Annotated in this window: 25 protein-coding genes; 10 read left to right on the forward strand and 15 right to left on the reverse strand. The window is 68.9% G+C overall.

Annotated elements, in window-relative coordinates:
• Positions 1-22 precede the first annotated feature (22 nt).
• Positions 23-2,371: an endopeptidase La gene (lon, locus tag ABFX45_RS16475; RefSeq protein ID WP_346130819.1), complete on the forward strand. Its 2,349-nt coding sequence runs from the start codon at positions 23-25 to the stop codon at positions 2,369-2,371.
• A gap of 65 nt (positions 2,372-2,436) precedes the next feature.
• Here the strand turns inward: lon and ABFX45_RS16480 are convergent, their stop codons facing one another.
• From ABFX45_RS16480 to ABFX45_RS16490, 3 genes are all read right to left on the reverse strand, one after another.
• Complete coding sequence (locus ABFX45_RS16480; protein ID WP_112229882.1) at positions 2,437-2,907, reverse strand: AMIN-like domain-containing (lipo)protein; 471 nt, start codon at positions 2,905-2,907, stop codon at positions 2,437-2,439.
• Between the two features lie 62 nt (positions 2,908-2,969).
• Positions 2,970-3,413, reverse strand: a complete 444-nt coding sequence (locus ABFX45_RS16485) for an AMIN-like domain-containing (lipo)protein (RefSeq protein WP_346130821.1) — start codon at positions 3,411-3,413, stop codon at positions 2,970-2,972.
• A gap of 25 nt (positions 3,414-3,438) precedes the next feature.
• The gene (locus ABFX45_RS16490) at positions 3,439-4,095 is read right to left on the reverse strand and encodes a polysaccharide deacetylase family protein (RefSeq protein ID WP_428834155.1); all 657 of its coding nucleotides are present in this window, start codon (positions 4,093-4,095) and stop codon (positions 3,439-3,441) included.
• A 201-nt stretch (positions 4,096-4,296) separates the two neighbouring features.
• Between ABFX45_RS16490 and ABFX45_RS16495 the strand changes: the two genes are divergently transcribed.
• From ABFX45_RS16495 to ABFX45_RS16505, 3 genes are all read left to right on the forward strand, one after another.
• On the forward strand, positions 4,297-4,824 hold the full coding sequence (locus ABFX45_RS16495; protein ID WP_112229886.1) for a YbhB/YbcL family Raf kinase inhibitor-like protein: 528 nt from the start codon (positions 4,297-4,299) through the stop codon (positions 4,822-4,824).
• Positions 4,825-4,929: 105 nt separating this feature from the next.
• Positions 4,930-6,303 carry a mycothione reductase gene (locus ABFX45_RS16500; protein WP_346130824.1) on the forward strand — a complete coding sequence of 458 codons (1,374 nt, stop codon included), beginning with the start codon at positions 4,930-4,932 and terminating at the stop codon, positions 6,301-6,303.
• A gap of 65 nt (positions 6,304-6,368) precedes the next feature.
• A complete protein-coding gene (locus ABFX45_RS16505; RefSeq protein ID WP_346130826.1) occupies positions 6,369-6,782 on the forward strand; it encodes a hypothetical protein in 414 nt (137 codons plus the stop codon).
• Here the strand turns inward: ABFX45_RS16505 and ABFX45_RS16510 are convergent.
• Together ABFX45_RS16510 and ABFX45_RS16515 are read right to left on the reverse strand one after the other, a co-directional pair.
• Positions 6,779-7,183 carry a VOC family protein gene (locus ABFX45_RS16510; RefSeq protein WP_346130828.1) on the reverse strand — a complete coding sequence of 135 codons (405 nt, stop codon included), beginning with the start codon at positions 7,181-7,183 and terminating at the stop codon, positions 6,779-6,781. The genes ABFX45_RS16505 and ABFX45_RS16510 overlap by 4 nt on opposite strands.
• Positions 7,184-7,345: 162 nt before the next feature.
• Positions 7,346-8,533 (reverse strand): MFS transporter, encoded by a 1,188-nt coding sequence (locus ABFX45_RS16515; RefSeq protein WP_233439312.1) that lies wholly within the window; start codon positions 8,531-8,533, stop codon positions 7,346-7,348.
• A 105-nt stretch (positions 8,534-8,638) separates the two neighbouring features.
• Between ABFX45_RS16515 and ABFX45_RS16520 the strand changes: the two genes are divergently transcribed.
• Genes ABFX45_RS16520 through ABFX45_RS16530 form a run of 3 tightly spaced genes read left to right on the forward strand, consistent with a single transcriptional unit; the run spans position 8,639 to position 11,542 of the window.
• Positions 8,639-9,310 (forward strand): FadR/GntR family transcriptional regulator, encoded by a 672-nt coding sequence (locus ABFX45_RS16520; protein ID WP_109635182.1) that lies wholly within the window; start codon positions 8,639-8,641, stop codon positions 9,308-9,310.
• Between the two features lie 43 nt (positions 9,311-9,353).
• Positions 9,354-10,457 (forward strand): epoxide hydrolase family protein, encoded by a 1,104-nt coding sequence (locus tag ABFX45_RS16525; RefSeq protein ID WP_346130831.1) that lies wholly within the window; start codon positions 9,354-9,356, stop codon positions 10,455-10,457.
• Positions 10,454-11,542 (forward strand): winged helix DNA-binding domain-containing protein, encoded by a 1,089-nt coding sequence (locus ABFX45_RS16530; RefSeq protein ID WP_346130833.1) that lies wholly within the window; start codon positions 10,454-10,456, stop codon positions 11,540-11,542. Before ABFX45_RS16525 ends, ABFX45_RS16530 begins: the two co-directional genes overlap by 4 nt.
• Before the next feature lie 11 nt (positions 11,543-11,553).
• Here ABFX45_RS16530 and ABFX45_RS16535 read toward each other — a convergent pair whose 3' ends face one another.
• Positions 11,554-12,453, reverse strand: a complete 900-nt coding sequence (locus ABFX45_RS16535) for a LysR family transcriptional regulator (RefSeq protein ID WP_109633949.1) — start codon at positions 12,451-12,453, stop codon at positions 11,554-11,556.
• Positions 12,454-12,526: 73 nt separating this feature from the next.
• Here ABFX45_RS16535 and ABFX45_RS16540 point away from each other — a divergent pair, with 73 nt between their 5' ends.
• On the forward strand, positions 12,527-13,420 hold the full coding sequence (locus tag ABFX45_RS16540; protein WP_109633951.1) for an EamA family transporter: 894 nt from the start codon (positions 12,527-12,529) through the stop codon (positions 13,418-13,420).
• Here the strand turns inward: ABFX45_RS16540 and ABFX45_RS16545 are convergent.
• On the reverse strand, positions 13,344-14,843 hold the full coding sequence (locus tag ABFX45_RS16545) for a cobyric acid synthase (RefSeq protein ID WP_346131022.1): 1,500 nt from the start codon (positions 14,841-14,843) through the stop codon (positions 13,344-13,346). The genes ABFX45_RS16540 and ABFX45_RS16545 overlap by 77 nt on opposite strands.
• A 28-nt stretch (positions 14,844-14,871) precedes the next feature.
• Between ABFX45_RS16545 and ABFX45_RS16550 the strand changes: the two genes are divergently transcribed.
• Positions 14,872-15,552, forward strand: coding sequence for an alpha/beta fold hydrolase (locus ABFX45_RS16550; protein ID WP_233439314.1), 681 nt, complete (start codon positions 14,872-14,874; stop codon positions 15,550-15,552).
• Here the strand turns inward: ABFX45_RS16550 and map are convergent.
• From map to dxr, 6 genes are all read right to left on the reverse strand, one after another.
• The gene (map, locus tag ABFX45_RS16555; protein WP_109635186.1) at positions 15,539-16,396 is read right to left on the reverse strand and encodes a type I methionyl aminopeptidase; all 858 of its coding nucleotides are present in this window, start codon (positions 16,394-16,396) and stop codon (positions 15,539-15,541) included. The two genes, ABFX45_RS16550 and map, sit on opposite strands and share 14 nt — an antisense overlap.
• Positions 16,397-16,458: 62 nt before the next feature.
• Positions 16,459-18,261, reverse strand: coding sequence for a penicillin-binding transpeptidase domain-containing protein (locus ABFX45_RS16560; RefSeq protein WP_346130837.1), 1,803 nt, complete (start codon positions 18,259-18,261; stop codon positions 16,459-16,461).
• Between the two features lie 18 nt (positions 18,262-18,279).
• Positions 18,280-19,131, reverse strand: a complete 852-nt coding sequence (locus ABFX45_RS16565; protein ID WP_346130840.1) for a GNAT family N-acetyltransferase — start codon at positions 19,129-19,131, stop codon at positions 18,280-18,282.
• Positions 19,132-19,371: 240 nt separating this feature from the next.
• Entirely contained in the window at positions 19,372-20,502 is a 1,131-nt protein-coding gene (gene ispG / locus ABFX45_RS16570; RefSeq protein WP_109635194.1) for a flavodoxin-dependent (E)-4-hydroxy-3-methylbut-2-enyl-diphosphate synthase, read from the reverse strand.
• Between the two features lie 45 nt (positions 20,503-20,547).
• A complete protein-coding gene (locus tag ABFX45_RS16575; RefSeq protein ID WP_346130842.1) occupies positions 20,548-21,759 on the reverse strand; it encodes a M50 family metallopeptidase in 1,212 nt (403 codons plus the stop codon).
• 5 nt (positions 21,760-21,764) lie between these two features.
• On the reverse strand, positions 21,765-22,895 hold the full coding sequence (gene dxr / locus ABFX45_RS16580; protein ID WP_109633959.1) for a 1-deoxy-D-xylulose-5-phosphate reductoisomerase: 1,131 nt from the start codon (positions 22,893-22,895) through the stop codon (positions 21,765-21,767).
• A gap of 134 nt (positions 22,896-23,029) precedes the next feature.
• Between dxr and ABFX45_RS16585 the strand changes: the two genes are divergently transcribed.
• Positions 23,030-23,296 (forward strand): GlsB/YeaQ/YmgE family stress response membrane protein, encoded by a 267-nt coding sequence (locus tag ABFX45_RS16585; protein ID WP_109633961.1) that lies wholly within the window; start codon positions 23,030-23,032, stop codon positions 23,294-23,296.
• 60 nt (positions 23,297-23,356) lie between these two features.
• Here the strand turns inward: ABFX45_RS16585 and ABFX45_RS16590 are convergent, their stop codons facing one another.
• Positions 23,357-24,007, reverse strand: a complete 651-nt coding sequence (locus ABFX45_RS16590; protein ID WP_109633964.1) for a response regulator — start codon at positions 24,005-24,007, stop codon at positions 23,357-23,359.
• Positions 24,007-25,605, reverse strand: a complete 1,599-nt coding sequence (locus ABFX45_RS16595) for a sensor histidine kinase (protein WP_346130845.1) — start codon at positions 25,603-25,605, stop codon at positions 24,007-24,009. The genes ABFX45_RS16590 and ABFX45_RS16595 overlap by 1 nt, the downstream gene beginning before the upstream one ends.
• Positions 25,606-25,607: the final 2 nt, after the last annotated feature.

A 25,607-nucleotide genomic window follows, 5' to 3' on the forward strand; every position in this document is an offset into this window, starting at 1 on the left:
CTCAACTTTGGAGGGTGATGTGATGGGCGAGACGTTGGCCCTGCCGGTGCTGCCGCTCGACGACGTTGTGGTGCTCCCCGGCATGGTGGTGCCGATCCGCATCTCCGGTGCGGACGCCAGCGCCGAGGCCCGCGCGGCCGTCGACGCGGCCACGACCGCGGCAAATCATCAAGTGCTCCTGGTCCCGCGTCTGGACGGGAAGTACGCCTCGGTCGGCACACTGGCCGAGATCGAGCAGGTGGGACGCCTGCCCGGCGGCGAGCGCGCCGCCGTCGTGCGCGGCACCAAGCGCGTGCGCATCGGCACGGGCACGACGGGGCCGGGCGCGGCGCTGTGGGTGAACTCGACGATCGCGGACGAGTCCCCGATCACCGACCGGACGCGGGAGCTCGCGAAGCAGTACCGCGCGCTCGTGACGAACATCCTGCAGACGCGTGGCGCCTGGCAGATGGTCGACTCGGTGCAGCAGATCAGCGACCCGTCGGCGCTGGCCGACCTCGCCGGTTACGCCTCCTACCTCGACGAGAAGCAGAAGATCTGGCTGCTGGAGACGAGCGACGTCACCACCCGGCTGGAGAAGCTCGTCGAGTGGGGTCAGGCGCACCTGACCGAACTCGACGTCAACGAGACGATCGCCAAGGACGTCAAGGAAGGCGTCGAGAAGCAGCAGCGGGAGTTCCTGCTGCGCCAGCAGATGGCCGCGATCCGCAAGGAGCTGGCCGAGCTCGACGGCAAGCCGGCCTCCGAGCAGGAGGACTACCGGGCGCGCGTCGAGGCCGCGAGCCTGCCGGAGAAGGTCGAGAAGGCCGCGCTGGCCGAGGTCGACAAGCTGGAGCGCACCTCCGAGCAGTCGCCCGAGGTGGGCTGGATCCGGACGTGGCTCGACACCGTTCTCGAGATGCCGTGGAACGAGCGGACCGAGGACTCCTACGACATCAAGGCCGCGCGTGAGGTGCTCGACGCGGACCACTCCGGTCTGGACGACGTGAAGCAGCGCATCACCGAGTACCTGGCCGTGCGCAAGCGTCGTGCCGACCGCGGCATGGGCGTCGTCGGCGGACGTCGTTCCGGCGCCGTGCTGGCTCTCGTCGGCCCTCCCGGCGTCGGCAAGACGTCGCTCGGCGAGTCCGTGGCACGGGCGATGGGCCGCAAGTTCGTCCGCGTGGCGCTCGGTGGCGTGCGTGACGAGGCCGAGATCCGCGGTCACCGCCGCACGTACGTCGGCGCGCTGCCGGGCCGGATCGTCCGTGCGATCAGCGAGGCCGGTTCGATGAACCCGGTCGTGCTGCTCGACGAGATCGACAAGGTCGGCTCCGACTACCGCGGCGACCCCACGGCGGCGTTGCTCGAGGTGCTGGACCCGGCGCAGAACCACACGTTCCGCGACCACTACCTGGAGGTCGAGCTCGACCTCTCGGACGTGGTGTTCCTCGCGACCGCGAACGTGCTGGAGTCGATCCCGGCGCCGTTGCTCGACCGCATGGAACTGGTGCAGCTCGACGGCTACACCGAGGACGAGAAGGTCACGATCGCCAGCGAGCACCTGCTGCCGCGGCAGATCGAACGCGCCGGCCTCGAACCCGAGGACGTCACGTTCGACAAGCCCGCGCTGCACCAGCTGGCGAGCGAGTACACGCGGGAAGCCGGTGTGCGGCAACTGGAACGGGCCCTCGCGCGGATCCTGCGCAAGGTCACCGCGAAGGTCGCGCTGGGTGACTCGGAGCTGCCCGTCACGGTCGACCAGCCGTCGCTGAAGTCGTACCTCGGCAGCCCGAAGAACACGCCGGAGCCGGCCGAGCGCACCTCGGTTCCCGGTGTGGCAACGGGTCTGGCCGTCACGGGTGTCGGTGGCGACGTGCTGTTCATCGAAGCCTCGCTGGCCCCCAAGGACACCGGCGCGTCCGGCGTCACGCTGACCGGCCAGCTGGGCGACGTGATGAAGGAGTCCGCGCAGATCGCGTTGTCGTACCTGCGTTCGCACGACGACAAGGCGGCGGCCCTGGAAGGCCGTGGAGTGCACATCCACGTGCCGGCGGGCGCGGTGCCGAAGGACGGTCCGTCGGCCGGCGTCACGATGACGACGGCGCTGGCGTCGCTGCTGTCGGGCCGCCCGGTGCGCTCGGACGTGGCGATGACGGGTGAGATCTCGCTGACCGGCCGGGTGCTGCCGATCGGTGGCGTCAAGCAGAAGCTGCTCGCCGCCCACCGCGCGGGCATCACGACGGTGCTGCTGCCCCAGCGCAACGAGCCGGACCTGGAGGACGTGCCGGAGTCGGTGCGGGAGCAGCTGACCGTGCACTTCGTCTCGGACGTGGCCGAGGTGCTGGAGCACGCGCTCTCGAAGGAGGTCGTTGCCACCGTTGCGGCGTAACGGTTTCCAGCTGGAACCCCTCGTGGGGCAGTAGCGGCGACTACTGCCCCACGAGGCTTTTCCGCTTACAGGCCGACGTCGATGACGAGCCTGTTCGGGTTCGTCAGCGTGAAGACCCGGTGCCAGGCGTTGGCATTGGTGTAGCCGACGGCGATGCCCAGCGTGGCCTCGAAGTCGCACGTGAGCGCGACCCTGTTGACGGGGTTGAGGTTGGGCGTCGCGAAGTTCCGCGACCCGGTGTAGGTCGGGTTGCCGTTGTCGTCGTGCGCGGCGGCGCCGATGAGGGTGACCGCGAGGATCTCCGTGCTGCCCGGCATGTCGACCGGGTTGCCGGAACCGCAGTTCGCGACACTGGTGACCTCGCGGACCCGGTGTTCCGTCGGCAGGCCGGACAGGTCCAGCACCACCCGGCTGAAGCCGGGGTGCTGGCCGGTCCTGATGTTCGACAGCGTGGGCGTGCTCTGCGCCGACGCCAGCGGGACGAACGTGAAGACCGTCAGCACTGCCACCAACACCGCGACCAGACGTCTGTTCATCTTCGTGCGCCCTCTCAGGGCTCCTTGACACTCAATTGGACGTGACTCGGAACACAGTTGCGTCAGTGCTTGATGTCGACCACGTACCGGAGGGGGTTGTCCAGGAAGTAGGCCTCGTAGGTCGCGTTCCGGTGCCCCACACCGATCGCGATCGACAGGTCCGCCTCGAAGTCGCACGTGAACACGACGCTCTGCGCGGTCCCCAGTCCCGTCGTGATGTTGCGCGGCCCCGTGTAGGAGTGCCCGTCGGCCGGCTGCAGCCGCACCTCCAGGAACTCCACGCCCTTCGCCGCGATCGGCTTGCCGGAGCCGCAGCTCACCGGCTCGGCGATGGGCTGGACGCTGTCCTGCGGCTTGCCGCCCGTCAGGTCGAACACCACGCGGTCGAACGTCGGCTGGCGCTCCGTCCGGACGTTGGTCAGCTGTGCGTGGTCGGCCGCTGATGCCGCCGGAACGACGCTCAACGCCATCCCCGCGGCGATGAGCGCTGCTGCGATTCGCTTCATGAAGATCCCCCACTTCACGGTCCTGCTACCCCAGAAAGTCCTCCAGTGGCACTGGAGTCAGTCCATCTTGCTTGGCACGGTTCAGGAACGCGGTGAAATCCTCGACGAAAGTCGTGCGGAAGTGCATCAGCACGATGTCGCCCAGCTTGAGCTTGTCGCCCTGCTGGAACTGCACGCGCCCGTCGTTGACCGCGGCCGTCCAGTTGACCAGCGCCTTGAACCCGCAGCTCGCGGCGGCCTTGCGGGTGTTCTCGTCGTAGTTGCCGAACGGCGGCCGGAACAGCGTCGGGCGCCTGCCGTAGTCGGCGGCGATGAAGTCGGCGTTGCCGCAGATCTCGTGCTTCTGGAACTCGAACGGCTTGCCCTGCATGTTCGGGTGAGTGGACGTGTGGCTGTGGATCGTGGCCGGCAGTTCCTTGAAGTAGTCCTTGTGCCCCTCGGCGTACTTCGTGTTGAGGAACAGCGACGGCCACACGCCCGCGTTGATCATCAGCTCGCGCGCCTTCGGGTGCTGCACCGCGCCGTCGTCGATCGTGATGAACACGTACGGCTTGTCGGTTGGAATGCGCGTGACCACGGGCACCATGCCGTCGACGGTCGCGGGCGCGTGGGCCTGCACCGTGCCGTAGGTGTACGGCGGCTCGAACATCCGCTTCGGCTTCTCGGACGTGGTCGTGGGCACCGGCGAGGACGTCGTGAGAACGGGCCCGCCCGGTTGCTCACCGGCCGGCTGCCCACATGACACCAGCCCGGCAACCAGCACAAACGCAGCAAAGAGCCGCAACCTGGACATCGAATTCCCCCTCCACGCGGAAGACGTCGCGCAGGTCTGCAAGGTTGCACGGGGATAGGCTCGAACTGATCACAAAGAGGAGGAGATCCGATGAGCCTCGAGCGCCCAGTCGCTCCCGACCCCTACCAGCTGCTCCCGAAGGTCGGCACCTTCGACGTCACCTCGGCGGACGTGCGCGACGGCGAACAGCTCCCCGACGCCCAGGTCTTCGAGGGCGGGAACACCTCACCCCAGCTCTCGTGGTCCGGCTTCCCCGCCGAGACGCGCAGTTTCGTGGTCACCTGCTTCGACCCCGACGCTCCCACCCCCTCCGGCTTCTGGCACTGGGTGGCCGTGAACCTCCCCGTCACCACCACCTCATTGGACACCGGTGCGGGCGCCTCCGACGCGACACTTCCGGGTGACGCCTTCCACGTGCGCTCCGACTACGGCACGCGCGCGTTCGGCGGCGCTGCACCGCCCAAGGGCGACCACCCGCACCGCTACTACTTCGTGGTGCACGCGGTCGACGTCGACAAGCTCGACGTGGACGGCGACGCCTCACCGGCGGTCGTCAGCTTCAACCTGGCGTTCCACACGCTGGCGCGCGCGATCATCACGCCGACCTACCAGCACTGAGCGGGCCGGTCCGGCGCACCTGCCCCGCTGCGCCGGGCCGCTCGTAAGGCCCGCGTAACACCTCGTCCGGGAACACCGCCGCGCCCGAGGTGGTTGGATCGACACGTGAGGCACTTCGACCTGGTCATCATCGGTACCGGCTCCGGCAACTCCATCCCGAACGAGGCGATGGCGGACTGGGAGATCGCCATCCTCGAGAAGGGGACGTTCGGCGGCACCTGCCTGAACGTGGGCTGCATCCCCACCAAGATGTTCGTCCACACCGCCGACCAGGCCGCGGCGCCTGCGGGCGCGAAGAAGCTCGGCGTGGACGCCCACCTCGACGCGGTCCACTGGCCGCAGATCCGCGACCGCATCTTCGGCCGCATCGACCCGATCGCCGAGGGTGGCCGCAACTGGCGCGCCAACGAGAACGCGAACGTCACGGTCTACGAGGGCACGGCGAAGTTCATCGACGCGCACACGATCGACACCGGAACCGGCGAGACCATCACCGCCGACCGGATCGTCGTGGCGGCGGGCAGCAGGCCGACGATCCCCGAGATCGCCGACATCGAGACGACCGGCTTCCACACCAGCGACTCGATCATGCGGCTCGACGAGCTGCCGGAGAGCCTGGTCATCCTGGGCAGCGGGTTCATCGCCGCCGAGTTCGCGCACGTGTTCAGCAGCTTCGGCGTGAAGGTCACCATGATCGCGCGCTCCGGCCTGCTGCTGCGGCACGAGGACCTGGAGATCGCCCAGCGGTTCACCGACGTCGCGAGGACGAAGTGGGACGTCCGCCTGCAGCGCAAGACGATCCGCGCGGAGAAGACCGAAACCGGTGTGCGCCTGCACATGGAGGGCCCGGACGGTGCGGAATCCGTTGAGGCGGACCAGCTTCTCGTCGCGATCGGCAGGCAGCCCAACACGGACCTGCTCGACGTGGCCAAGGCCGGTGTCGAGCTGCACGACGACGGCCGCGTCAAGGTCGACGAGTTCCAGCGGACCAGCCAGCAGCACATCCTGGCGCTGGGCGACATCAGCTCGGACCACCAGCTCAAGCACGTCGCGAACCACGAGGCGCGCGTGGTGCAGCACAACCTGCTCAACCCGGACGACCAGATCAAGAGCGACCACCGGTTCGTGCCGGCCGCGGTGTTCTCGAGCCCGCAGATCGCGAGCGTCGGGCTGACCGAGGAACAGGCCAAGGCGAAGGGAATCCGGTACGTCACCGCCAGCCAGGCCTACGCGTCCATCGCGTACGGCTGGGCGATGGAGGACACGACCGGTTTCGCGAAGCTGCTCGCGGATCCCGCCACCGGACAGCTGCTGGGTGCGCACATCATCGGGCCGCAGGCGTCGACGGTGATCCAGCCGCTCATCCAGGCGATGAGCTTCGGGCTGGACGCGAAGTCCATGGCACGTGGGCAGTACTGGATCCATCCGGCCATGCCGGAACTGGTCGAGAACGCTCTGCTCAACCTGCCGCTGGACTGAAAGGCCTTGCTCGGCAGGGACTTCCGCCGCTGCCGCCGGTCTCGCTGACCGAGCAGGATGCAGCGATGACCGACAGAGTCCTCGTCGCGCACACCTCGAAGATCGCCGCCACCGACGAGATCGCCCAGATCATCGGCACCGAACTCGCCGGCTGCGGGCTGAGAGTCACCGTGCTCTCCGTCGCCGCCGCCGACACGCTGCACGGGTTCGGTGCCGTGATCATGGGCGACGCCGCCGCACACGATGCTCATCGGTTCGTGCGGCGGCACAAGGTTTCCCTCAGACACACACCCGTGTGGTTGTTCCATCGCGGCATTCCGCCCGTACCGAACGATGTCACCCGCATGGTGCGGAAGCTGGGGGCCAACGGGCCGGTGAGCTTCGACGGTGCGGCACCGGACTGGAACCGGGCGAAGGCATGGGCCCGCTACCTCGCCGATCAGCTCACGGTGCTGCACCGCGGTTTCGCCTCCAACTAGACCTGGATGATGCGGACGTTGTTGCCGGCCGGGTCGCGGAACACGCAGTCACGCGCACCCCACGGCTGATCGGTCGGCTCCTGCACGACGTCGCCGCCGCCCGCCTGCAGCTTGTCGAACACGCCCTCGATGTCAGGCGTGGACAGCTGGATGTAGCCGTACGAGCCGCCTTCGATCATCTCGGCGATGGCGGTCTTCTGCGTGTCCGTGAGGCCCTCGGCCATCGCCGGCGGTTCCAGCACGACGGAAGAGCTCGATCCGGCCGGGGCGACCGTGATCCAGCGCATCGTGCCCTTGCCGACGTCGCCGCGGACCTCCCAGCCGAGCAGGTCGCGGTAGAACGCCAGCGAGGCGTCGGGGTCGGTGTGCGGGAGGAACGTGGCGTGAATGTTGATGTCCATGCCGACAACGCTAGGACCAGCGCAGATGTGACGCTTCTCGATTCCTGACCAGTGGCGCGTCCCGGAACGTTGGCGAGGTGATTCACGCTCGGCAGGGCACCTCGCGGCACCGATGCACCCGTCTGACCGCGAATTCCCCCGGCAACGTTCCGGGCCACACCACTAGATGTACCGCGGCCGGCCGGCGATCATGCCCAGTCCGGTCAGCGCGGCGAGCAGCACGAGCTGCAGCACGAGTGAAACCGTCCACGAACCCGTGGCGTCACGCAGCAGGCCGAACGCGAACGGCCCCGTGGCCGCGATCAGGTAACCGAGGCTCTGCGCCATGGCCGAGAGCCGCGCGGTGTCCGAAGTGGACTTCGTGCGCAGCGACATCACGAGCAGTGCCAAGGGGAACATCCCCATGCCGAACCCGATCAGCACCACCCACAGGCCAGGTGCAGAAGCCGGCGCCACCAGCATCCCGAGCATGCCCGCAAACGACAGCACGCCCAGCGCCAGCACCATCGGCCCCTGGCTGGAGAAGCGCGCGGCGATCGGCGGCACGAACAGGCTGACCGGGACGCTGAGCAGCATCGAGACGGCGAGCAGCATGCCTGCGGTGTTCCGGTCCACCCCGGAGTCCACGAGCATGGCGGGCAGCCAGCCCATGACGGTGTAGGCGAACAGCGACTGCAGGCCGAAGAACACGGTGATCACCCAGGCGAGCGGGCTGCGCAGCAACGACCGCTTCCCGGCGGGAGCAACCGAACGGACGACCGTCGACTCGGCCCCGTGGCGGGCGCCGGCGAACCACACGACGATCGCGCCCAGCGACAGCAGCGCCCAGGCACCGACAGCGAGGCGCCACGAGCCGAGCATGTCCTCCAGCCGCGGCGTGAGAGCGGCGGCCAGCGCGGCACCCGCGGCGAGCGTTCCCGTGTAGACACCGGTGATCAGACCGACCTTGGTGGGGAAGGACGCCTTCACCACCACGGGGATCAGCACGTTGGACACCGCGATGCCCGCACACGCGATGAAGGTGCCGCCCAGCACGACCCACGGACCGTCGATCACGCGCAGCACCAGGCCGAGCGTGAGCACCCCCAAGGACAGTCCGATCGCACGGGCCATGCCGAGGCGGCGACCCAGCCAGGGGGCCGCGAACGCCGCGAAGCCGAAGCAAAGCGCCGGAACGGCCGTCAACGCGCTGGTCCAAGCGGCCGAAACCCCAAGGGCGGCGCGGACATCACCGAGCACCGAGGCCAGACTGGTCACCGCAGGGCGGAGATTCGCCGCCGCGAGGGCGACCCCGATCGCGAGCAGCGTGGACCCGACCAGCGGAACGTGACGATTCTTGACGACCGTCACCCTGCGACCTCGATCGGTGGCAGTCTGTGCGGCAACAGTCGTCTGTCGAATCGTCACGGGCACCACTATCGCAGACGTAGGATGTTCGGATGAAAGGATGACGCTGTGCCGTTGGCCACTACCCGGCGAGCAGGCCTCGTCGACCAGGTGATCGAGCAGATGAGGGGCGCGATCACCAGCGGCGAATGGCCCGTCGGGCAGCGCATCCCGCCCGAGCCCGAGCTGGTCACCGCGCTCGGGGTGGGTCGGAACACGGTTCGCGAGGCCGTGCGGGCGCTGTCGCACGCCGGCCTGCTGGAGGTGCGCCAGGGCGACGGCACGTTCGTCCGCGCGACCAGCGAGATCTCCGGCGCGGTCCGCCGCATGTGCGGGACGGAGCTCAAGGAGGTGCTCGAGGTCCGGCGCACCCTGGAGATGGAGGGCGCGCGCCTGGCCGCCAAGCACCGCACCGACGCCGAGCTGGCGCGCCTCACCGAGCTGCTGCACAAGCGCGACGCGGCGATGGAGGCCGAGCGGTGGGCCGAGGTGATCGAGCACGACACCGCGTTCCACGTGCTGCTCGTCCAGTGCTCGCACAACACGCTTCTGGCCGAGCTCTACCAGGGCTTGACCGAGGCGGTCAAAGCTTCGGTGGCGGCATCTGTCGACACCAGCCAGCCTGGACGTGACCAGGTGTCGCACACCGGGCTGCTGCACGCGGTGCGGGACGGCGACCAGGAGAAGGCGGCGATCGAGGCGGGCGGGTTCTTCGAGGAGCTGATCGAGAAATTCTGCTGATCGCGGACTGAGCCTGTCCGCATGAGCTCATAGCGTGGGGGCCATGGAGATCACGCCGTTCCGCATCGAGATCCCGCAGGCCGAGGTCGACGATCTCCGCGCACGCGTGAGCAACACGCGGTGGCCGGAGGAGGACCTGCCGGGTGTCGGCTGGTCCTACGGCATCCCGCTGACCTACCTGCGCCCGCTCGCCGAGTACTGGGCGGACGGGTTCGACTGGCGCGCACAGGAGACGCGGATCAACTCCTTTCCGCAGTTCACGACCGAGATCAGCGGCCAGCGCGTCCACTTCCTGCACGTGCGGTCGCGCAAGCCCGACGCCTTGCCGTTGCTGCTGATCCACGGCTGGCCGGGCTCGTTCGTCGAGTTCCTGAACGTGATCGGGCCGCTGTCGGAGGACTTCCACCTGGTCATCCCGTCGCTTCCCGGCTTCGGCTTCTCGGGTCCGGTGCGGAAGACGGGGTGGAACGTCCTGCGCATCGCGTGGGCGTTCGCGAAGCTCATGGAGGGCCTGGGCTACGAGCGGTACGGCACGCAGGGCGGCGACTGGGGTTCCGGCATCGCGCAGGAGATCGGCCGGGTGTTCCCCGAGCAGGTCGTGGGCGTGCACGTGAACATGCTGCAGACGTTCCGGCCGCAGGGGGTCAACGACCTCACGCCGGAAGAGCTCAAGGCGCTGGAGTCGCTGGACCGCTACCAGAAGGAGCTCTCCGGCTACATGCACGTCCAGCGCACCCGGCCGCGCACGCTCGCCTACGGGCTGACGGACTCGCCTGTCGGGCAGCTGGCGTGGATCGCGGAGAAGTTCCACGACTGGACGGACAACGAGGGCATGCCCGAGGACGCCGTGGACCGCGACCAAATGCTGACCAACGTGTCCGTGTACTGGTTCACCGGCACGGCGGGCTCGTCGGCGGCGCTGTACAAGGAACAGTCCGCGTCGTGGGGTCAGCAGCAGCCGACGACGGTACCGACCGGCGTGGCGGTGTTCCCGCACGACCTCAGCGCGCCCGTGCGGTCACTGGCGGAGAAGATGATCCCCACGATCGTGCACTGGACGGAGTTCGACCGCGGCGGCCACTTCGCCGCGATGGAGGAGCCGGACCTGCTGGTCCAAGACATCAGGAAGTTCTTCGGGTCGCTGTGATCACACTTTCGAACCGCACTCTCAACCGGACGCTCCTGGCGCGGCAGATGCTGCTGGAGCGGACGGCGATGCCCGTCGTGGAGGCCGTCGAGCACCTCGGCGGTCTCCAGGCCCAGGCGCCCGTGCCGCCGTACCTCGCACTCTGGACGCGGCTCAAGCCGTTCTCGTTCGACGCGCTGAGCAAGCTCGTCCTCGACCGCTCGCTGGTGCGGATGACGTTGTGGCGCGGCACTTTGCACCTGATCTCGGCGTCCGACGTCCACCTGATGCGCACGGCGTTGCAGCCGGAGCTGAACAAGTGGGCGAAGGTCGCGGTGCCACCGGCCGGCCGAGTCGAGATCGACCTGGACAAGCTCGCGCGCATCACCCGCGAATACGTCGACACCGAACCCCGCACGGTCGCGGAGATCGGCGCGTTCCTGGCGGAGCACTTCCCCGAGGCGAAGGCGCGCGAGCTGTCAACGCAGGCGCAGATGCTGGTGCCGATGGTCCAGGTGCCGCCGCGCGGGATCTGGGGCGTGGGCGGGGTTCCGCAGAACGTCGCGATGGCCACCTGGCTCGGCCGGGACCTGCCGGCCGAGGCCGCGGTGCCGGAGCTGGTCGAGCGGTACCTGCGGGCGTTCGGGCCGGCGACGCTCGCGGACATGCAGGCGTGGTCGCGGCTGACCGGGTTGAAGGCGCACGCGGCAGGCCTGGATCTCGTGGAGTACCGCAACGAGGCGGGCAAGGTGCTGCTCGACGTGCCGGACGGCGTGATCGTTTCCGAGGACACCCCTGCGCCGGCACGGTTGCTGCCCTCGTTCGACAACGTGCTGCTCGGGCACGCCGATCGGACCCGGATCATGAACGAGGAGGCGCGGTCGCGGTGGGGCGCCGTCCGCAACGGGGTCTTCCCGCCGACGTTCCTCGTCGACGGGTTCGTGCGCGGCACCTGGTCGATCGCCGAGACCAAGGACACCGCGACGCTGACGATCGAGCCCTACTTCAGGACCTCGGCCAAGAACATGAAGGGCGTGGTCCGCGAGGCCAAGGCGGTGCTGAAGGTGATGGTGCCCAAGAAGGAGCACGTGATCGCCGCCCCTTAGTGCGTCCTCGCTCAGCGTGCGAGGTCGACCTGCCTGATCACGTCCAGAGCGGCGGTGATCGCCGGCCGCCGCGACGCCTGAGTCCGCCACACCGCGTACAACCGCCGCGTCGGGGTCGGCCGCAACGGCACGGCCCGGACGTTGTCCGGCACCTCTCCCCTGCCCAGCCGCGGGATCAGCGCGACCCCGATCCCGTTGGCCAGCAACGCGAACTGCGTGCGGTACTCGTTGATCCGGTACGCCAGCTCCGGCTCGATCCCCGCCGCGTGGAACGTCCGCACCAGCCAGTCGTGACAGATCGACCCCTCCGGCTGGCACATCCACCGCGCACCGGCCAGGTCCGCTGGCTCCAGGAACTCCCGCTGCGACAAGGGGTTCACCTCGGGGATGAGCACATCCGCGATGTCCTCGCAGATGGCCATGCGCGACAACGACTCCGGTACCGGCAACGGCGTGTTCTGCCAGTCGTGGACGATCGCGAGGTCGAGTTCACCGCGCGCCACCGCCTCGGTTGCTTCGGGTGGGTCGAGCTCCGTCAGCCGGACGTCCAACGCCGGGTGCTGCTCACCCAGGCCGACCAGGACGTCCGGCAGCAGGCCTCGCGCGGCCGTGGCGAACGAACCGACGCACAAGCGGCCGATCGCGGTGCCGCGTTGTTCCTCCAGGGCCACCTCGGCCTCTTCGACCAGCTTGAGGACCTGCCCCGCCGTGTCGGCGAGCAGGAGCGCGGCATCAGTGAGGCGGACACCGCGGCCTTGCCGTTCCAGCAGCGTGGTGCGGGTCTCGCGTTCCAGCTTGGCGATCTGCTGAGAGACCGCGGACGGGGTGTAGCCGAGCACATCCGCCGCGGCGCCGACCGTGCCGTATGCAGCCACGGCGTGCAGTGCCTTCAGCCTACCCAGATCAAGCATGTAGCAATGCTAAACCCATGAGCTTAGAAAACGGAACTGGTGCTTAATAGTTAGCCCACGCAAGCTTGGACGCATGAGTCCCCGCCACGCCTTGCTCGCCGTGCTCGTCGCCGCCATCTGGGGCTTCAACTTCGTCGTGCTGAAGATCGGCTTGGGCGAGTTCCCGCCGCTCCTGTTCTCCGCCCTGCGCTTCCTCGCCGCGGCGGTGCCCGCGATCTTCTTCGTGGGCCGGCCGACGGTCGCCTGGCGCTGGATCATCGCGGTCGGGCTGGTGCTGGGCGTCGCGAAGTTCAGCTTCATGTTCATCGCCCTCAGCGTGGGCATGCCTGCCGGGTTGTCGTCGCTGGTGCTGCAGAGCCAGGTGATCTTCACGGTCGTGTTCGCCGCACTGGTGCTGAGGGAACGGCCGCGGCCGGCGCAGATAACCGGGACAGCGCTGGCGGTGGCCGGAATCGGCGTGATCGCGTGGGACTACGGGTCGACCTCACCGCTGCTGGGGTTCCTGCTCGTGATCGCGGCGGCGGTGTGCTTCGGCGCGTCGAACGTGTTGATGAGGTGCGCGAGGCCGTCGGACACTCTGCGGTTCATGGTCTGGGTGAGCGCCGTGGCGGTGCTCCCGCTGTTCGCACTGTCCTTCCTGACCGAGGACGTGTCGGCGCTCGGGCGGCTGAACTGGACCGGAGTGGGCGCCCTCGGTTATGTCTCGTGGGTCTCGACGCTGCTCGGGTTCGGCATCTGGGGCTTCCTGCTGCGCAGGTACGAGGGGTCGGCGGTGGCGCCGTTCGCGCTGCTGGTGCCGGTGTTCGGGATGTTCTCGGCGTGGGCGTTCCTCGGCGAGGACCTGACCGTGCTGCGGGTGGCCGCCGGCGGAGTCGTGTTGCTGGGACTGGCTATTCCGCAGCTGGCGGGGCGCCGGGCGGCACGAACGGAAGTCCAGCTGGAGCCCCTCGTTCCAGCAGGTCGATGACGGCCTTGGTGTCCATGTTCTCCGCGACCAGGTCGCCGAGCAGGTCCAGCTGGGCCTCGCGGGCGGCGGAGAAGCTCACCTCCGCCGGTTCGAAGTCCCGGCCGGCGCGCTCGGCGGCCCAACGCAGGAACCTGCGTCGGAAACCGTCGTTCTCCAGCAGACCGTGCCAATGCGTGCCGAGGACGCGGTCGGTCTGGGCGCCCTCGTCGCCGACCAGCGGCTGCTCGGTGCTGCGGACGACCTGGCCGTGGTGGATCTCGTAGCCCGTCACGCGTTCGCCCCAGGCGACGCTTTCCGGCGTGGCCAGGGTCTTGCGCGGCTGGAAGCGGATGTCGACGTCGAGCAGGCCCAGACCGTCGACGGTGCCGTGCCGGGACTCCACGTCGTCCTCGATGCGCCGGGACAGCATCTGGAAACCGCCGCAGATACCGAGAACCGGGCCGTCGAACCGCGTGATGGCCTGCGCCAGGCCGGTTTCGCGCAACCAGCCGAGGTCGTCGACGGTGGCCTTGGAACCGGGCAGCACCACGAGATCCGCGTCCGCCAGCCGTGAAGGCTCGGTGACGAACCGCACGGAGACACCGGGTTCACACGCCAGCGCCTCGGCATCGGTGGCGTTGGAGATGCGCGGCAACCGGATCACCGCGACCCGGAGCCAGTCCTTCAGCGCCGGCCGCGGCCGGCCGATCACGCCGTCCGCGTTGTAGGACAAGGAATCCTCCGCATCGAGCCAGAGCTCCTCCCGCCACGGCAGCACGCCCAGCACCGGCCGCCCGGTGAGCTGGTTGATCTGCCGCAGTCCCGGTTCGAGCAGGCGGGGGTCGCCCCGGAACTTGTTGACCACGAAACCGGAGATCAGCGCCTGGTCGGCGGCGTCCAGCACCGCGAGCGTCCCGAAGAGGTGCGCGAAGACACCGCCGCGGTCGATGTCGCCGACGACGAGCGTCGGGAGACCGGCACGGGTCGCGAGGCCCATGTTCGCGATGTCGTTGGCGCGCAGGTTGATCTCGGCAGGCGAACCGGCACCCTCGCAGATGACGACCTCGTGGTCGCGCCGCAGTCCGTCCAAAGTGGAGAGAACCTCGTCCAGCAGCTGCGCCTTGCGTTCGCGGTAGCTCATCGCCGAGACGTCGCCCACCGCCTTGCCGTGCAGGACGACCTGGGACGTGCGGTCGCTGCCCGGCTTCAGCAGCACGGGGTTGAACCGCACACTGGGCTCCTTGAACGCCGCCCGTGCCTGCAGCGCCTGGGCCCTGCCGATCTCACCGCCGTCGAGTGTGACGAACGAGTTGTTCGACATGTTCTGCGCCTTGAAGGGGACGACGTCAACGCCCTGGCGTGCCAGAAAGCGGCACAAACCCGCGACCAGGACGCTCTTGCCCGCGTCCGAGGTCGTCCCACAGATCAACATCGAGCCCCGCATGGACGCCAATGCTGCCATCATCACCAGCATGCTCACCGTCGTGCTCATGCACAGCCCGTTCCTCGGCCCGTCGAGCATGCGCCCGCTCGCCGACGAACTGGCCTCCGACGGGGTGGCCGTGCTGCTGGTGGACCTGCAGATGACCGTCAACGAGGCCCCGGTGCACCAGCGGCTGATCGGCGCGTTCGCCGACGCCCTGGAAGACGCGGGAGTCACGGGACCACTGGTGCTGGTGGGCCACAGCGGCGCCGGGCCGCTGCTGCCCGGCTTCGCCGACGCCCTGGAGCTCGAGGTGGCGGGCCTGGTGTTCCTGGACTCCGACCTGCCGACGCCGGGCAAGGCGTGGCGCGAGACCGTCGATCCCGCCCTGGTCCGCCAGGTCAAGGCGTCGGTGCGGGACGGCAGGCTGCCGCGCTGGGACCGCTGGTTCGACACCGACCCGCTGCGGCTCGTGCCCGCCGGGCTGCGCGAGGAGATGCGGGACGAGGCCCCCGAGGTGCCGTGGGAGTTCCTGAAGGAGCAGCGCCCCGTCGTCGAGTGGTCCGGGGCGTGCGGGTACGTGCTGCTGTCGCCGGTCTACGAGGAGGCGGCCGCACGGGCAGAGGCGCTCGGCTGGCCGGTGGAGCGCGTCGAGTCGCACCACCTGGCGGCCGCCACGTCGCCTTCGGCGGTCGCGGCCGCGCTGCGGTCCGTGATCAGCAGACTGTGAGGATCTCCGCGCCGTCGTCGGTGACGACGATGGTGTGCTCGAACTGGGCGGTCCAGCTCTTGTCCTTCGTGGTGACGGTCCAGCCGTCGTCCCACATGTCGTGCTCGTAGTCCCCGAGCGTGATCATCGGTTCGATCGTGAACGTCATGCCGGGTTCCAGCACCGTCTTCATCGACGGCTCGTCGTAGTGCAGGACCACGAGCCCGCTGTGGAACTGGCGGCCGATGCCGTGGCCGGTGAAGTCGCGCACGACGCCGTAGCCGAACCGCTTGGCATAGGCCTCGATGACGCGGCCGATGACGTTGATCTCGCGGCCGGGCTTCACGGCCCTGATCGCGCGCATCGTGGCCTCGTGCGTGCGCTCGACCAGCAGCTTGTTCTCCTCGGCGACGTTGCCCGCGAGGAAGGTGGCGTTCGTGTCGCCGTGCACGCCGCCGATGAACGCCGTCACGTCGATGTTCACGATGTCGCCGTCCTCGACGACCGTGGAGTCCGGGATGCCGTGGCAGATCACCTCGTTCAGCGAGGTGCAGCACGACTTCGGGAAGCCGCGGTAGCCCAGCGTCGACGGGTACGCGCCGTTGTCGCACAGGAACTCGTGCGCCACCGCGTCGATCTCGTCCGTCGTCACGCCGGGCACGACGACCTTGCCGGCTTCCTGCAGTGCCTGGGCGGCGAGACGGCCGGCGACGCGCATGGCCTCGATGATCTCCGGCGTCTGCACCCACGAGTCGGTGCCGCGCTGCGGCGCGGGCTTGTCCACGTACTCGGGACGCACGATGCGAGACGGCACCTGACGCCGCGGCGACTGGACGCCGGGTTGCAATGGAGCACGAACAGCCATGCTCTCCAGATTAGCCGTGCGCGCGTCGCCGGCCTTGAGCCTGGTCCCCGGCGCGACGCTCATCACGGCACCGCCTTGAGGAACCTCGCCGCCACCTCCACGGCCGGCGTCGAGGTCTCTCCGCTGAGCACGAGCGTCGCGAACGCGAGATCGCCCCGGTAGCCCATGAACCACCCGTGCGAGTGCACGCCGTCGCCGAACTGCGCGGTACCGGTCTTGCCGCGCACGTCCCCGTACGGCTTGAGCTGTGGCGCGGTGCCGTAGTCGACGACCTCGCGCATCATCTGCCGCACCGGGTCGAGCGAGGCAGCGGCGGGAGCGGTGGGCTGTTTGTCCGCTTTGGTCTCCTTGCCGCGCACCAGCTGCGGCACCGGCATCGAGCCCTTCGCGATGGACGCCCCGACCAGCGCCATCCCGAACGGCGACGCCAGCACCTTGCCCTGGCCGAACGCGTCCTCCGCCCGTTCCACGACGTCGGTCGCGGGCGGCACGGAACCGGTGATCGTGGTCAGGCCGGGGATGTCGAAGTCGGCACCGAGGCCGAGCGACAGAGCGGTGTTCGTCAGCAGGTCGGCCGGCATGTCGACCGCGAGCTGCGCGAACGTGGTGTTGCAGGAGAACGCGAACGCCGACCGCAGCGGGATCGTGCCCTTGTCGAACTCGCTGGAGTTCGGCACGATCCGCCGCCCGTCGATGGTGGTCTTGCCGGGGCAGGGCAGCGGCGTTTCGGCGTTGACCTTGCCGGACTGGATCGCGGCGAGCGCGGACACCGCCTTCATCGTGGAGCCCGGCGGGAACCGGCCGGTCAGCGAGATGGCGCCCTGGGCGTCGGCGGGGTCGTTCTGCGCGACGGCCAGGATGTCGCCGGTCGACGGCTGGATCGCGACGAGCACCGTGGGCTGCTGGACGGGCTCGACGGCGTCCTCCGCGGCGGCCTGGATCGCGCGGGACAGCGCGATGTTCACGGCCTTGGCGGGCTCGGGCGCCTTCGAGAACAGCTCGTCGATCTCAGTGCCCTGCGCGTCGATCGTGGCGATGCGGAAGCCGGACTGACCGGCGATGTCGTTCTCGACCAGCTTGCGCACCGCGGGCAGCACCTGCGAACCGAAGTTGCGGCTCGGTGCCAGCAGCGACGTCTGCGTGGTGAACCGCACGCCGGGCAGCTCGTAGATCTTCGGCTTCACCGACTGGTAGTCGGGATCCCGCAGCGCCGCGACCTGGTAGGCCTGCCCCTCCGGGGTCTTGCCGACGCCTTCGGCGATCGACTGCTGGGTGATGCCCTTGTCCAGCGGGTTCAGCGCGTCGGCGAGCGCCTTCGTGACGGCGCCGACGTCACCCGCCTCCTTCGCGACGAGCAGCACGGAGACGACGCGTTCGGGGGCGAGCAGCGGCGTGCCCTCGCGGTCCAGCACCGGGGCGGGGTCGGGCTTGAGCTCGGTGACCTTGATGGAATGCTGCGGCGCGAGCTTCGGATGCACCACCGACGACGCCCAGTGCACCTTCCAGAAGTCGCCCTCCTGGCGCACGTCGAACTTCGTCGGGTAGGTCCAGTGCCGGTTCTTGCCGAGATCCCAGTCGAGCGAGACGCTCGCCTCGGACGCGGTCTCACCGTTCTTGCGCATCTGGTCGACCTTGCTGCTGAGCCCCTCCGGCTTCAGCGCACCCCGGAACTTCTCCAGGGTCTCCTTGGCCTCGTTCGGGTTGTCTGTCAGCCCGGCCGCACCCTGCACGTCACCGGACGCGAGCTTCGCCAGGAAGTCGTTGGTGATCTCCGGCGCTCCGGGTTCTGACTTGAACAGCCCGCAGCCGCTCAGCGTGATCGTCAGGGCCGTGATCGTCACCGTGATCGTCGCGAGAAGGCGCACCCGCGCGAGTATGCCCGTTCAGAACAGGACAGTCGCGTACTGACCCACCTGTTCGAAGCCGATTCTGCGGTAGGCGGCCTGGGCGACGTGGTTGTAGCCGTTCACGTAGAGGCTCGCCGTGCGGTTGAGGACGCGGACGAGGCGGTCGGCCACGGCGGCTGTTCCCGCGGTGCCGATGCCCTCGCCCCTGCGGTCCGGGCGAACCCAGACGCCCTGGATCTGGCCCACTTTGGACGACATCGCGCCGATCTCCGCCTTGAAGACGACCTCGCCGTTCTCGAACCTCGCGAAGGCTCGGCCTGCTGCGATCAGCTCGGAGACCCTGGCTCGGTAACCCGCGCCGCCGTCTTCCGCGCACGGGTCGATGCCGACCTCCTCGATGAACATCGAGATCGCCGCGGGGAGGTAGCGGGACAGTTCGCTCGGGCGGACCTGACGGACCAGTGGGTCCGGGGTGACCTTCGGAGGGCTGGAGATCGCCATCAGGGGCTGGTCTCCTCGTACTTCCCTGGCCGGGCCCCAGTCCGGTTGCAGCTCTTCCCAGAGGGTTAAGACCTGTTCGGCTGGGCCCACGAGGCTGGAGCACATGCGACCTCGGCGGCGTGCGCGGTCGGCGAACATGCGCATGGCGCTCGGGGTGCCTTTCAGGGGGATCAGGTTGGGGCCTGAGAAGCAGAGGCCGTCCACTTTGCCCTTGATCGGCCTGGAGTCCGAGCCCCACATCTCGCCGCCAAGGCGCCAGGGGTCCAGGCCGGCGACTTCCACCCTTGCGGCGACCATGCACGCGGCTACGGGGTCGTTGTCGAAGACCCCGCGCACGTCGATCAGGTCGCGCTCGTCGAGTACGCGCGCTCCGGCCAGCCTCAGCACGTCACCTAGCGTGCCAGATTGGATGGGTGGGTGGCATCAGCCAACCGTGCGGAGGGCGGTGACGGTGCGCACGGGGTCCGCAGGTGGTCGGGTGCCGTGCTCATGTGGTGCTGGCGGCCGGGGCGTGGTGGCGTCTGCAAGTACTACCAACGCATGATCAAAACGCCTGCAACTACCGCCAACATGCGCTGAGGGGCGCGTTCCCCGGCGGGAAGCGCCCCTCAAGGCTCGTGTTGAGCGTCAGCCGACGGTGACGGCGGGGGCTCCCCCCTCCACCGGCTCCATCTCCTCGGCGAGGCGCATCGCCTCTTCGATCAGGGTTTCGACGATCGCGTGCTCGGGCACGGTCTTGATGACCTTGCCCTTCACGAAGATCTGGCCCTTGCCGTTGCCGCTCGCCACGCCCAGGTCGGCCTCGCGGGCCTCGCCGGGGCCGTTCACGACGCAACCCATGACGGCTACGCGGAGCGGGACCTCCATGCCCTCCAGGCCTGCGGTGACCTGCTCGGCGAGCGTGTACACGTCCACCTGGGCGCGGCCGCAGGACGGGCAGGACACGATCTCCAGCTTGCGCGGGCGCAGGTTGAGGGACTGGAGGATCTGGTGGCCGACCTTGATCTCCTCCACCGGCGGGGCGCTCAGCGACACCCGGATGGTGTCGCCGATGCCCTGGCGGAGGAGGGCGCCGAAGGCCACGGCCGACTTGATGGTGCCCTGGAAGGCGGGACCGGCTTCCGTGACGCCGAGGTGCAGCGGGTAGTCGCACTGTTCGGCGAGGATCTCGTAGGCGCGGACCATGATCACCGGGTCGTTGTGCTTGACCGAGATCTTGATGTCGTGGAAGTCGTGCTCGGCGAAGAGCGAGGCCTCCCACAGGGCCGACTCGGCCAGGGCTTCCGGCGTGGCCTTGCCGTACTTGGCCATCAGGCGCGGGTCCAGGGAGCCCGCGTTGACGCCGATGCGGATCGGGGTGTTGTGGTCGCGGGCCGCCTGGGCGATCTCCTTGACCTTGTCGTCGAACTTCTTGATGTTGCCGGGGTTCACGCGGACGGCCGCGCAGCCGGCTTCGATGGCGGCGAAGACGTACTTCGGCTGGAAGTGGATGTCCGCGATCACCGGGATCTGCGACTTGCGCGCGATCGCCGGCAGGGCGTCCGCGTCGTCCTGCGACGGGCAGGCGACCCGGACGATGTCGCAGCCGGCCGCGGTGAGTTCCGCGATCTGCTGCAGCGTCGCGTTGACGTCCGACGTCAGGGTCGTCGTCATCGACTGGACGGAGACGGGGAACTCGCTGCCGACACCGACGTTGCCCACCATCAGCTGCCGGGTCTTGCGGCGTTCCGACAGCACCGGCGGCGGCAGTGCCGGCATTCCGAGCATCACGCCGTCACTCATGGGTTTTGCACCTTTCGTAAATCACTGCAACCTGATCGGGTTGACGATGTCGGCGGTCACGGTCAGCAGCGTGATGGCGCCGCCGATGAAGATGACCACGTAGGTGAGCGGCAACAGGCGCATGTAGTTGACCGGGGCGCCGGCGGGCTTCCCGCGCAGCTTCCTGATCCAGTCTCGCACCCGTTCGTAGAGGTTGACGGCGATGTGACCACCGTCAAGCGGGAGCAGCGGCAGGAGGTTGAACACACCCACGAAGAAGTTCAGGCCCGCGAGCATCAGGATGAAGAACGCCCAGAGGCCTCGTTCCGCCGCGTCGCCGCCCAGGCGGGAGGCGCCCACCACCGAGATCGGGGTGTCGAGGTCGCGCTCGCCGCCGCCGATGGCCTTGACCACTGCCGGGATGCGCTCCGGGAAGCGCAGGAGACCCTTCCAGGTGTTCACGAACATGTCACCGGTGAAGGACACGGCGGCCGGGATCGCGTCGATCGGGCCGTAGGTGAAGGACTGCTGGACGATCACGCCGATCGCGCCCACCTCCTTGACCTCGACGCCGCCCTTGCCGTCGGAGATCTGGCGCGTGACCTTGGGCACGTCGACGGTGAGGGTGATCTCCTTGCCGTCGCGCAGCACCTTGAACTCGTTCGGGCCGCTGAGGTCGCGGGTGACCTTCTGCATGTCCGACCAGGTCGCAATCGGCTTGCCCGCGATCGAGACGATCTCGTCGCCGGGCCTGAGCCCGGCGTTCTTCGCCGGGGCCGGGGCGCCCGCGGGGCACGGCGCGTCGTAGGCGACCGTGTGGTTCTGCACGCAGTTCGAGACCTCCGCGAGCACCGGGAGGTCCTTGTTGTTCGGCAGGCCCAGCGACATCGCGAGGATCAGCAGGATGATGAAGCCGAGGATGAAGTGCGTGATCGAGCCCGCGGAGAGCACGACGACGCGCTTCCACACCTTCTGGTTGTAGAAGGCGCGCTTGCGGTCGTCCGGGTGCACGTCCTCGAGGGCGGTCATGCCGGTGATCTCGCAGAAGCCGCCGGCCGGGATCGCCTTCAGGCCGTACTCGGTCTCGCCCTTGCGGAACGAGTAGAGCTTCGGGCCGAAGCCGATGAAGTAGCGGGTGACCTTCATGCCGAAGGCCTTGGCGGTCGCCAGGTGCCCGAGCTCGTGCAGCGCGATCGACACCGCGATGCCGAACGCGAACAGCAGCACCCCGAGGATGTTGATGAATGTGTTCACGGAGCTCAGTTCCTTCCAACCAGCTCGCGGGCACGTGCACGTGCCCAGTCCTCGGCGGCGAGCACCTCCGCGACGTCCGCGGGGTCGCTCCGCCAGTCATTCGCCTCGCCGAGAACCTGGCCGATGGTGTCCACGATCGACAGGAACGACGTCTTGCCCGCGACGAAAGCAGCGAGTGCCTCCTCGTTCGCCGCGTTGTACACCGCGGGGAGACAGCCACCGCCGCTGCCCGCCTGCCGTGCTAGCTCGACCGCCGGGAACGTGACGCTGTCCACCGGTTCGAACGTCCACGAGGTGGCGGTGTCAAAGGTACAGGCGGCCGCCGCACCGGCTACGCGCTCGGGCCACCCGAGGCCCAGCGAGATCGGCAGGCGCATGTCCGGCGGCGACGCCTGCGCGAGCGTCGAGCCATCGGTGAACGTCACCATCGAGTGAATGATGGACTGCGGGTGCACCACGACGTCGATGCGGTCGTACGGCACCCCGAACAGCAGGTGCGCCTCGATCAGCTCGAGGCCCTTGTTCACCAGGTTCGCCGAGTTGATGGTGACGACCTGGCCCATCGACCACGTCGGGTGCGCCATGGCCTGTTCGACCGTGATGTCGGCGAGGTCCGCGCGCGTCCTGCCGCGGAACGGCCCGCCGGACGCCGTCAGCACCAGCTTGTGCACCTCGTGCGGCGCGCCACCGCGCAGGCACTGCGCGAGCGCCGAGTGCTCCGAGTCGACCGGCACGATCTGGTCGGGCTTGGCCGCCTTCAGCACGAGCGGCCCGCCCGCGATGAGCGACTCCTTGTTGGCGAGCGCGAGCGTGGCGCCGCTCTCCAGCGTCTTCAGCGACGGCTCGAGCCCCCTGGACCCGTCCATGCCGTTGAGCACGACGTCCGCGGGGCAGGCCTCGATCAGGTCGACCATGCTGGTCAGCGTCTTGACGCCGGGCACCTCGGTGCCGTTGGCCACGGCGACCACCGGTACGTCGAACTCGGCTGCCTGCTGCTTGAGCAGGTCCAGCTGACGCCCACCGGCGCCGAGCCCGACGACGCGGAAGCGGTCGCGGTTGCGCCGGATGACGTCGAGCGCCTGGGTGCCGATGGAGCCGGTCGATCCCAGGATCAGGACAGTGCGTGGAGTACTCATCGCCCCTCATTGTTCCGGAGAGTGCCTGAGAGCCCGGCACAGCCCGTTACTTTGATAACGGAGTGGTTTTGGAGGCGTGAAGTCGCCACTTCGGGGGCATTCCTTCCTCGACAGCTGATGGAAGGAGACTCTCCGTGGGCATCCTGGGATGGATCGTGCTCGGTCTGCTGGCCGGCGCCATCGCCAAGGCCATCATGCCTGGTAACGACCCCGGCGGTTTCATCATCACGATGCTGCTCGGCATCGTGGGTGCGATTCTGGGCGGATTCATCGGATCCGCGCTCTTCGGGACCGATCTCGGGTCCTTCTTCGACCTGAGGACGTGGCTGCTGGCCATCGTCGGATCGCTGATCCTGCTCGGCATCTACCGCCTGGTAACAGGCCGGAGGGCACATACCTAGTCCAGTGAGACGTTTGAGGCCGTTCGGGTGTCACCCGGACGGCCTCTCACGTTGCGATGACTAGCTGGCGATCCCCGCGTCCCGGGCGAGCAACGCCGCCTGCACCCGGTTCGTCAGCCCCAGCTTCGCGAGCAACCGCGACACGTACGTCTTCACCGTCGCCTCGGACATGTGCAGCTTCGCGCCGATGTCCGCGTTCGACATGCCCTGCCCGAGCAGCGCGAGCACCTCCACCTCGCGCTCGGTGAGCCCGGCGACGGCCTTCTGCGCCTCCTGCCGCTTCGGCTGCCCGGACGTGGCGACCATGCCGACCACGCGCGACGTGACCATCGGCGACAGATACGCCTCGCCGTTGTTCACCGCGCGCACGGCACGCAACAGCTCCTCGGGCGCGGAGTCCTTGAGCAGGAACCCGGCCGCGCCGTCGGACAGGGCTCGCACGATGTTCTCGTCCTCGCCGAACGTCGTCAGCATCACGACCCGCACGGAAGGCGCGACGACTCGCAGCTCCTTGGCGCACGCCAGGCCGTCCATCCGCGGCATGCGGATGTCCAGCACCGCCACGTCGACGCGGCGCTCGCGCACGATCTGCAGCGCCTCGCGGCCGTCGCCCGCCTCCGCCACCAGCTCGATGTCGTCGGCGGTGCCGAGAATGGCCTTGATGCCGGCCCGCATGAGCGGCTCGTCGTCGGCGATGAGCACCCGGATCATTAACCAGTCCTCTGCACGTGGATCTTCTTCTCGACCAGCTTGCCGTCTCGGAAGCAGAAACGCACCACCCGTGTGCCCTCGTCGCGGTAGGACTGCTCGTCGGTGATGTGGTAGACGCAACGCGCGCCCGGCGGCTCCGGTGCGGCGTGGGACTTCCGTTCACCGTCGCCCACCAGGGGTTCGTCGCCGGACGGCAGCAGCGCCATCACCTCGGCCTCCGGCTGTCCCTCCTGGATCCGGTCGAGGTTCTGCTGCGTCACGACCTCGGTCACCGGCTGGGCGCCGAGCACCGTGAAGCCGCCGATGATGAGCGTCAGCACGATCGACGCGCCCGCGATCGACCCGACGCCCGCCCACTTGCGGATCTGCCGCCTCGGCTCGGCCTCCTCCTGCTCGTCCTCCGGTTCGGGCAGCGCCGTCTCCTCGTACGGCAGCACCGCGGCGATCCGGAAGCCGCCCGACGGCAGCGCGCCGACGTGCAGGATGCCGCCCGCCACGCGCACGCGTTCGGAGAGCCCGATCAGGCCGACGCCGGGCTCACCGGTGGGCGAGCCGTTGCGCGACGGGTTGTTCCGCACCTCCACCACCAGCGCGTCCGGCTCGTACTTCACCGTCACCTGCACGGCGGCGCCCGGTGAGTGCTTGGCCGCGTTGGTCAGCCCCTCCTGCGCGACGCGATAAGCCGCGTGCGACACACGTGACGGCAACGGGTGCGACTGCCCGCCACGAACCAGACTGACCAGCACACCGGCCTTCCGCGCGTCACTCACCAACGAGTCGATGGACTCCACGGTCCGTGTCGCGGGGTCGTCGTCAGGACCGTCCTCGGCCCGCAGCACCCCGATGATCGCCCGCAGCTCTTCCATGCCGGTCAACGCGGCCGAGCGCAGCACCCCGATCGCCTCGCGCTGCTTGTCCCCCAGTGACGGGTCCATCGCCAGCACACCGGCGTGCACGGAGATCAACGACAGCCGGTGGCCGAGGCTGTCGTGCATGTCCTGGGCGATGCGGCTGCGTTCACGGAGCCGCACCTGCCGGGAGATCATCCGGTGCTCGATCCGCATCCGGGCTTCGCGGTCCTGCATCGCCTGCACCAGCGCCTCGCGTTGCGCCAGGTACCGGCCGACGAGGAACGGCAGCGCCACGCCCACGCCGAAGATCGTGATCAGGATGAGCATGCCGTAGGCGGGTTCGATGTCGATCGGCCGCGCGTCCCAGTCCCACGCGAGCACCACGACGACGAACGTGAGCGTCGTCGACACCACGGCCTTGACCCACGACGTGATCCGCCGCCCCGCGGTGTAGCTCAGCACGACCATCAGCGCGGGCCCGAGGAACGGGATCGCCGCGCCCCCGATCATGACGGTCGCCGGCAGCACGTGCCGCAGCGGCAGCAGCACCAGGTACACGGCGGCGAACCCGACGAGCGCCCAGCCTGAGGTCTTGTGCTCGGCCCACGGCCCGGGCCACAGGTCCAGCAGGATCGTGGCGATCATGACGATCACGTCGCCGATGACCCGCACCGGGGTCAACGCCTTGAGCCGGGCCAGGGTGTCGGCGACGAGCGCCTCGGCCCTGGTCCGCACAGCAGTAATCACGC

It is taken from the genome of Lentzea roselyniae (assembly GCF_039537795.1).
Taxonomy (GTDB): Bacteria; Actinomycetota; Actinomycetes; order Mycobacteriales; family Pseudonocardiaceae; genus Lentzea; species Lentzea atacamensis.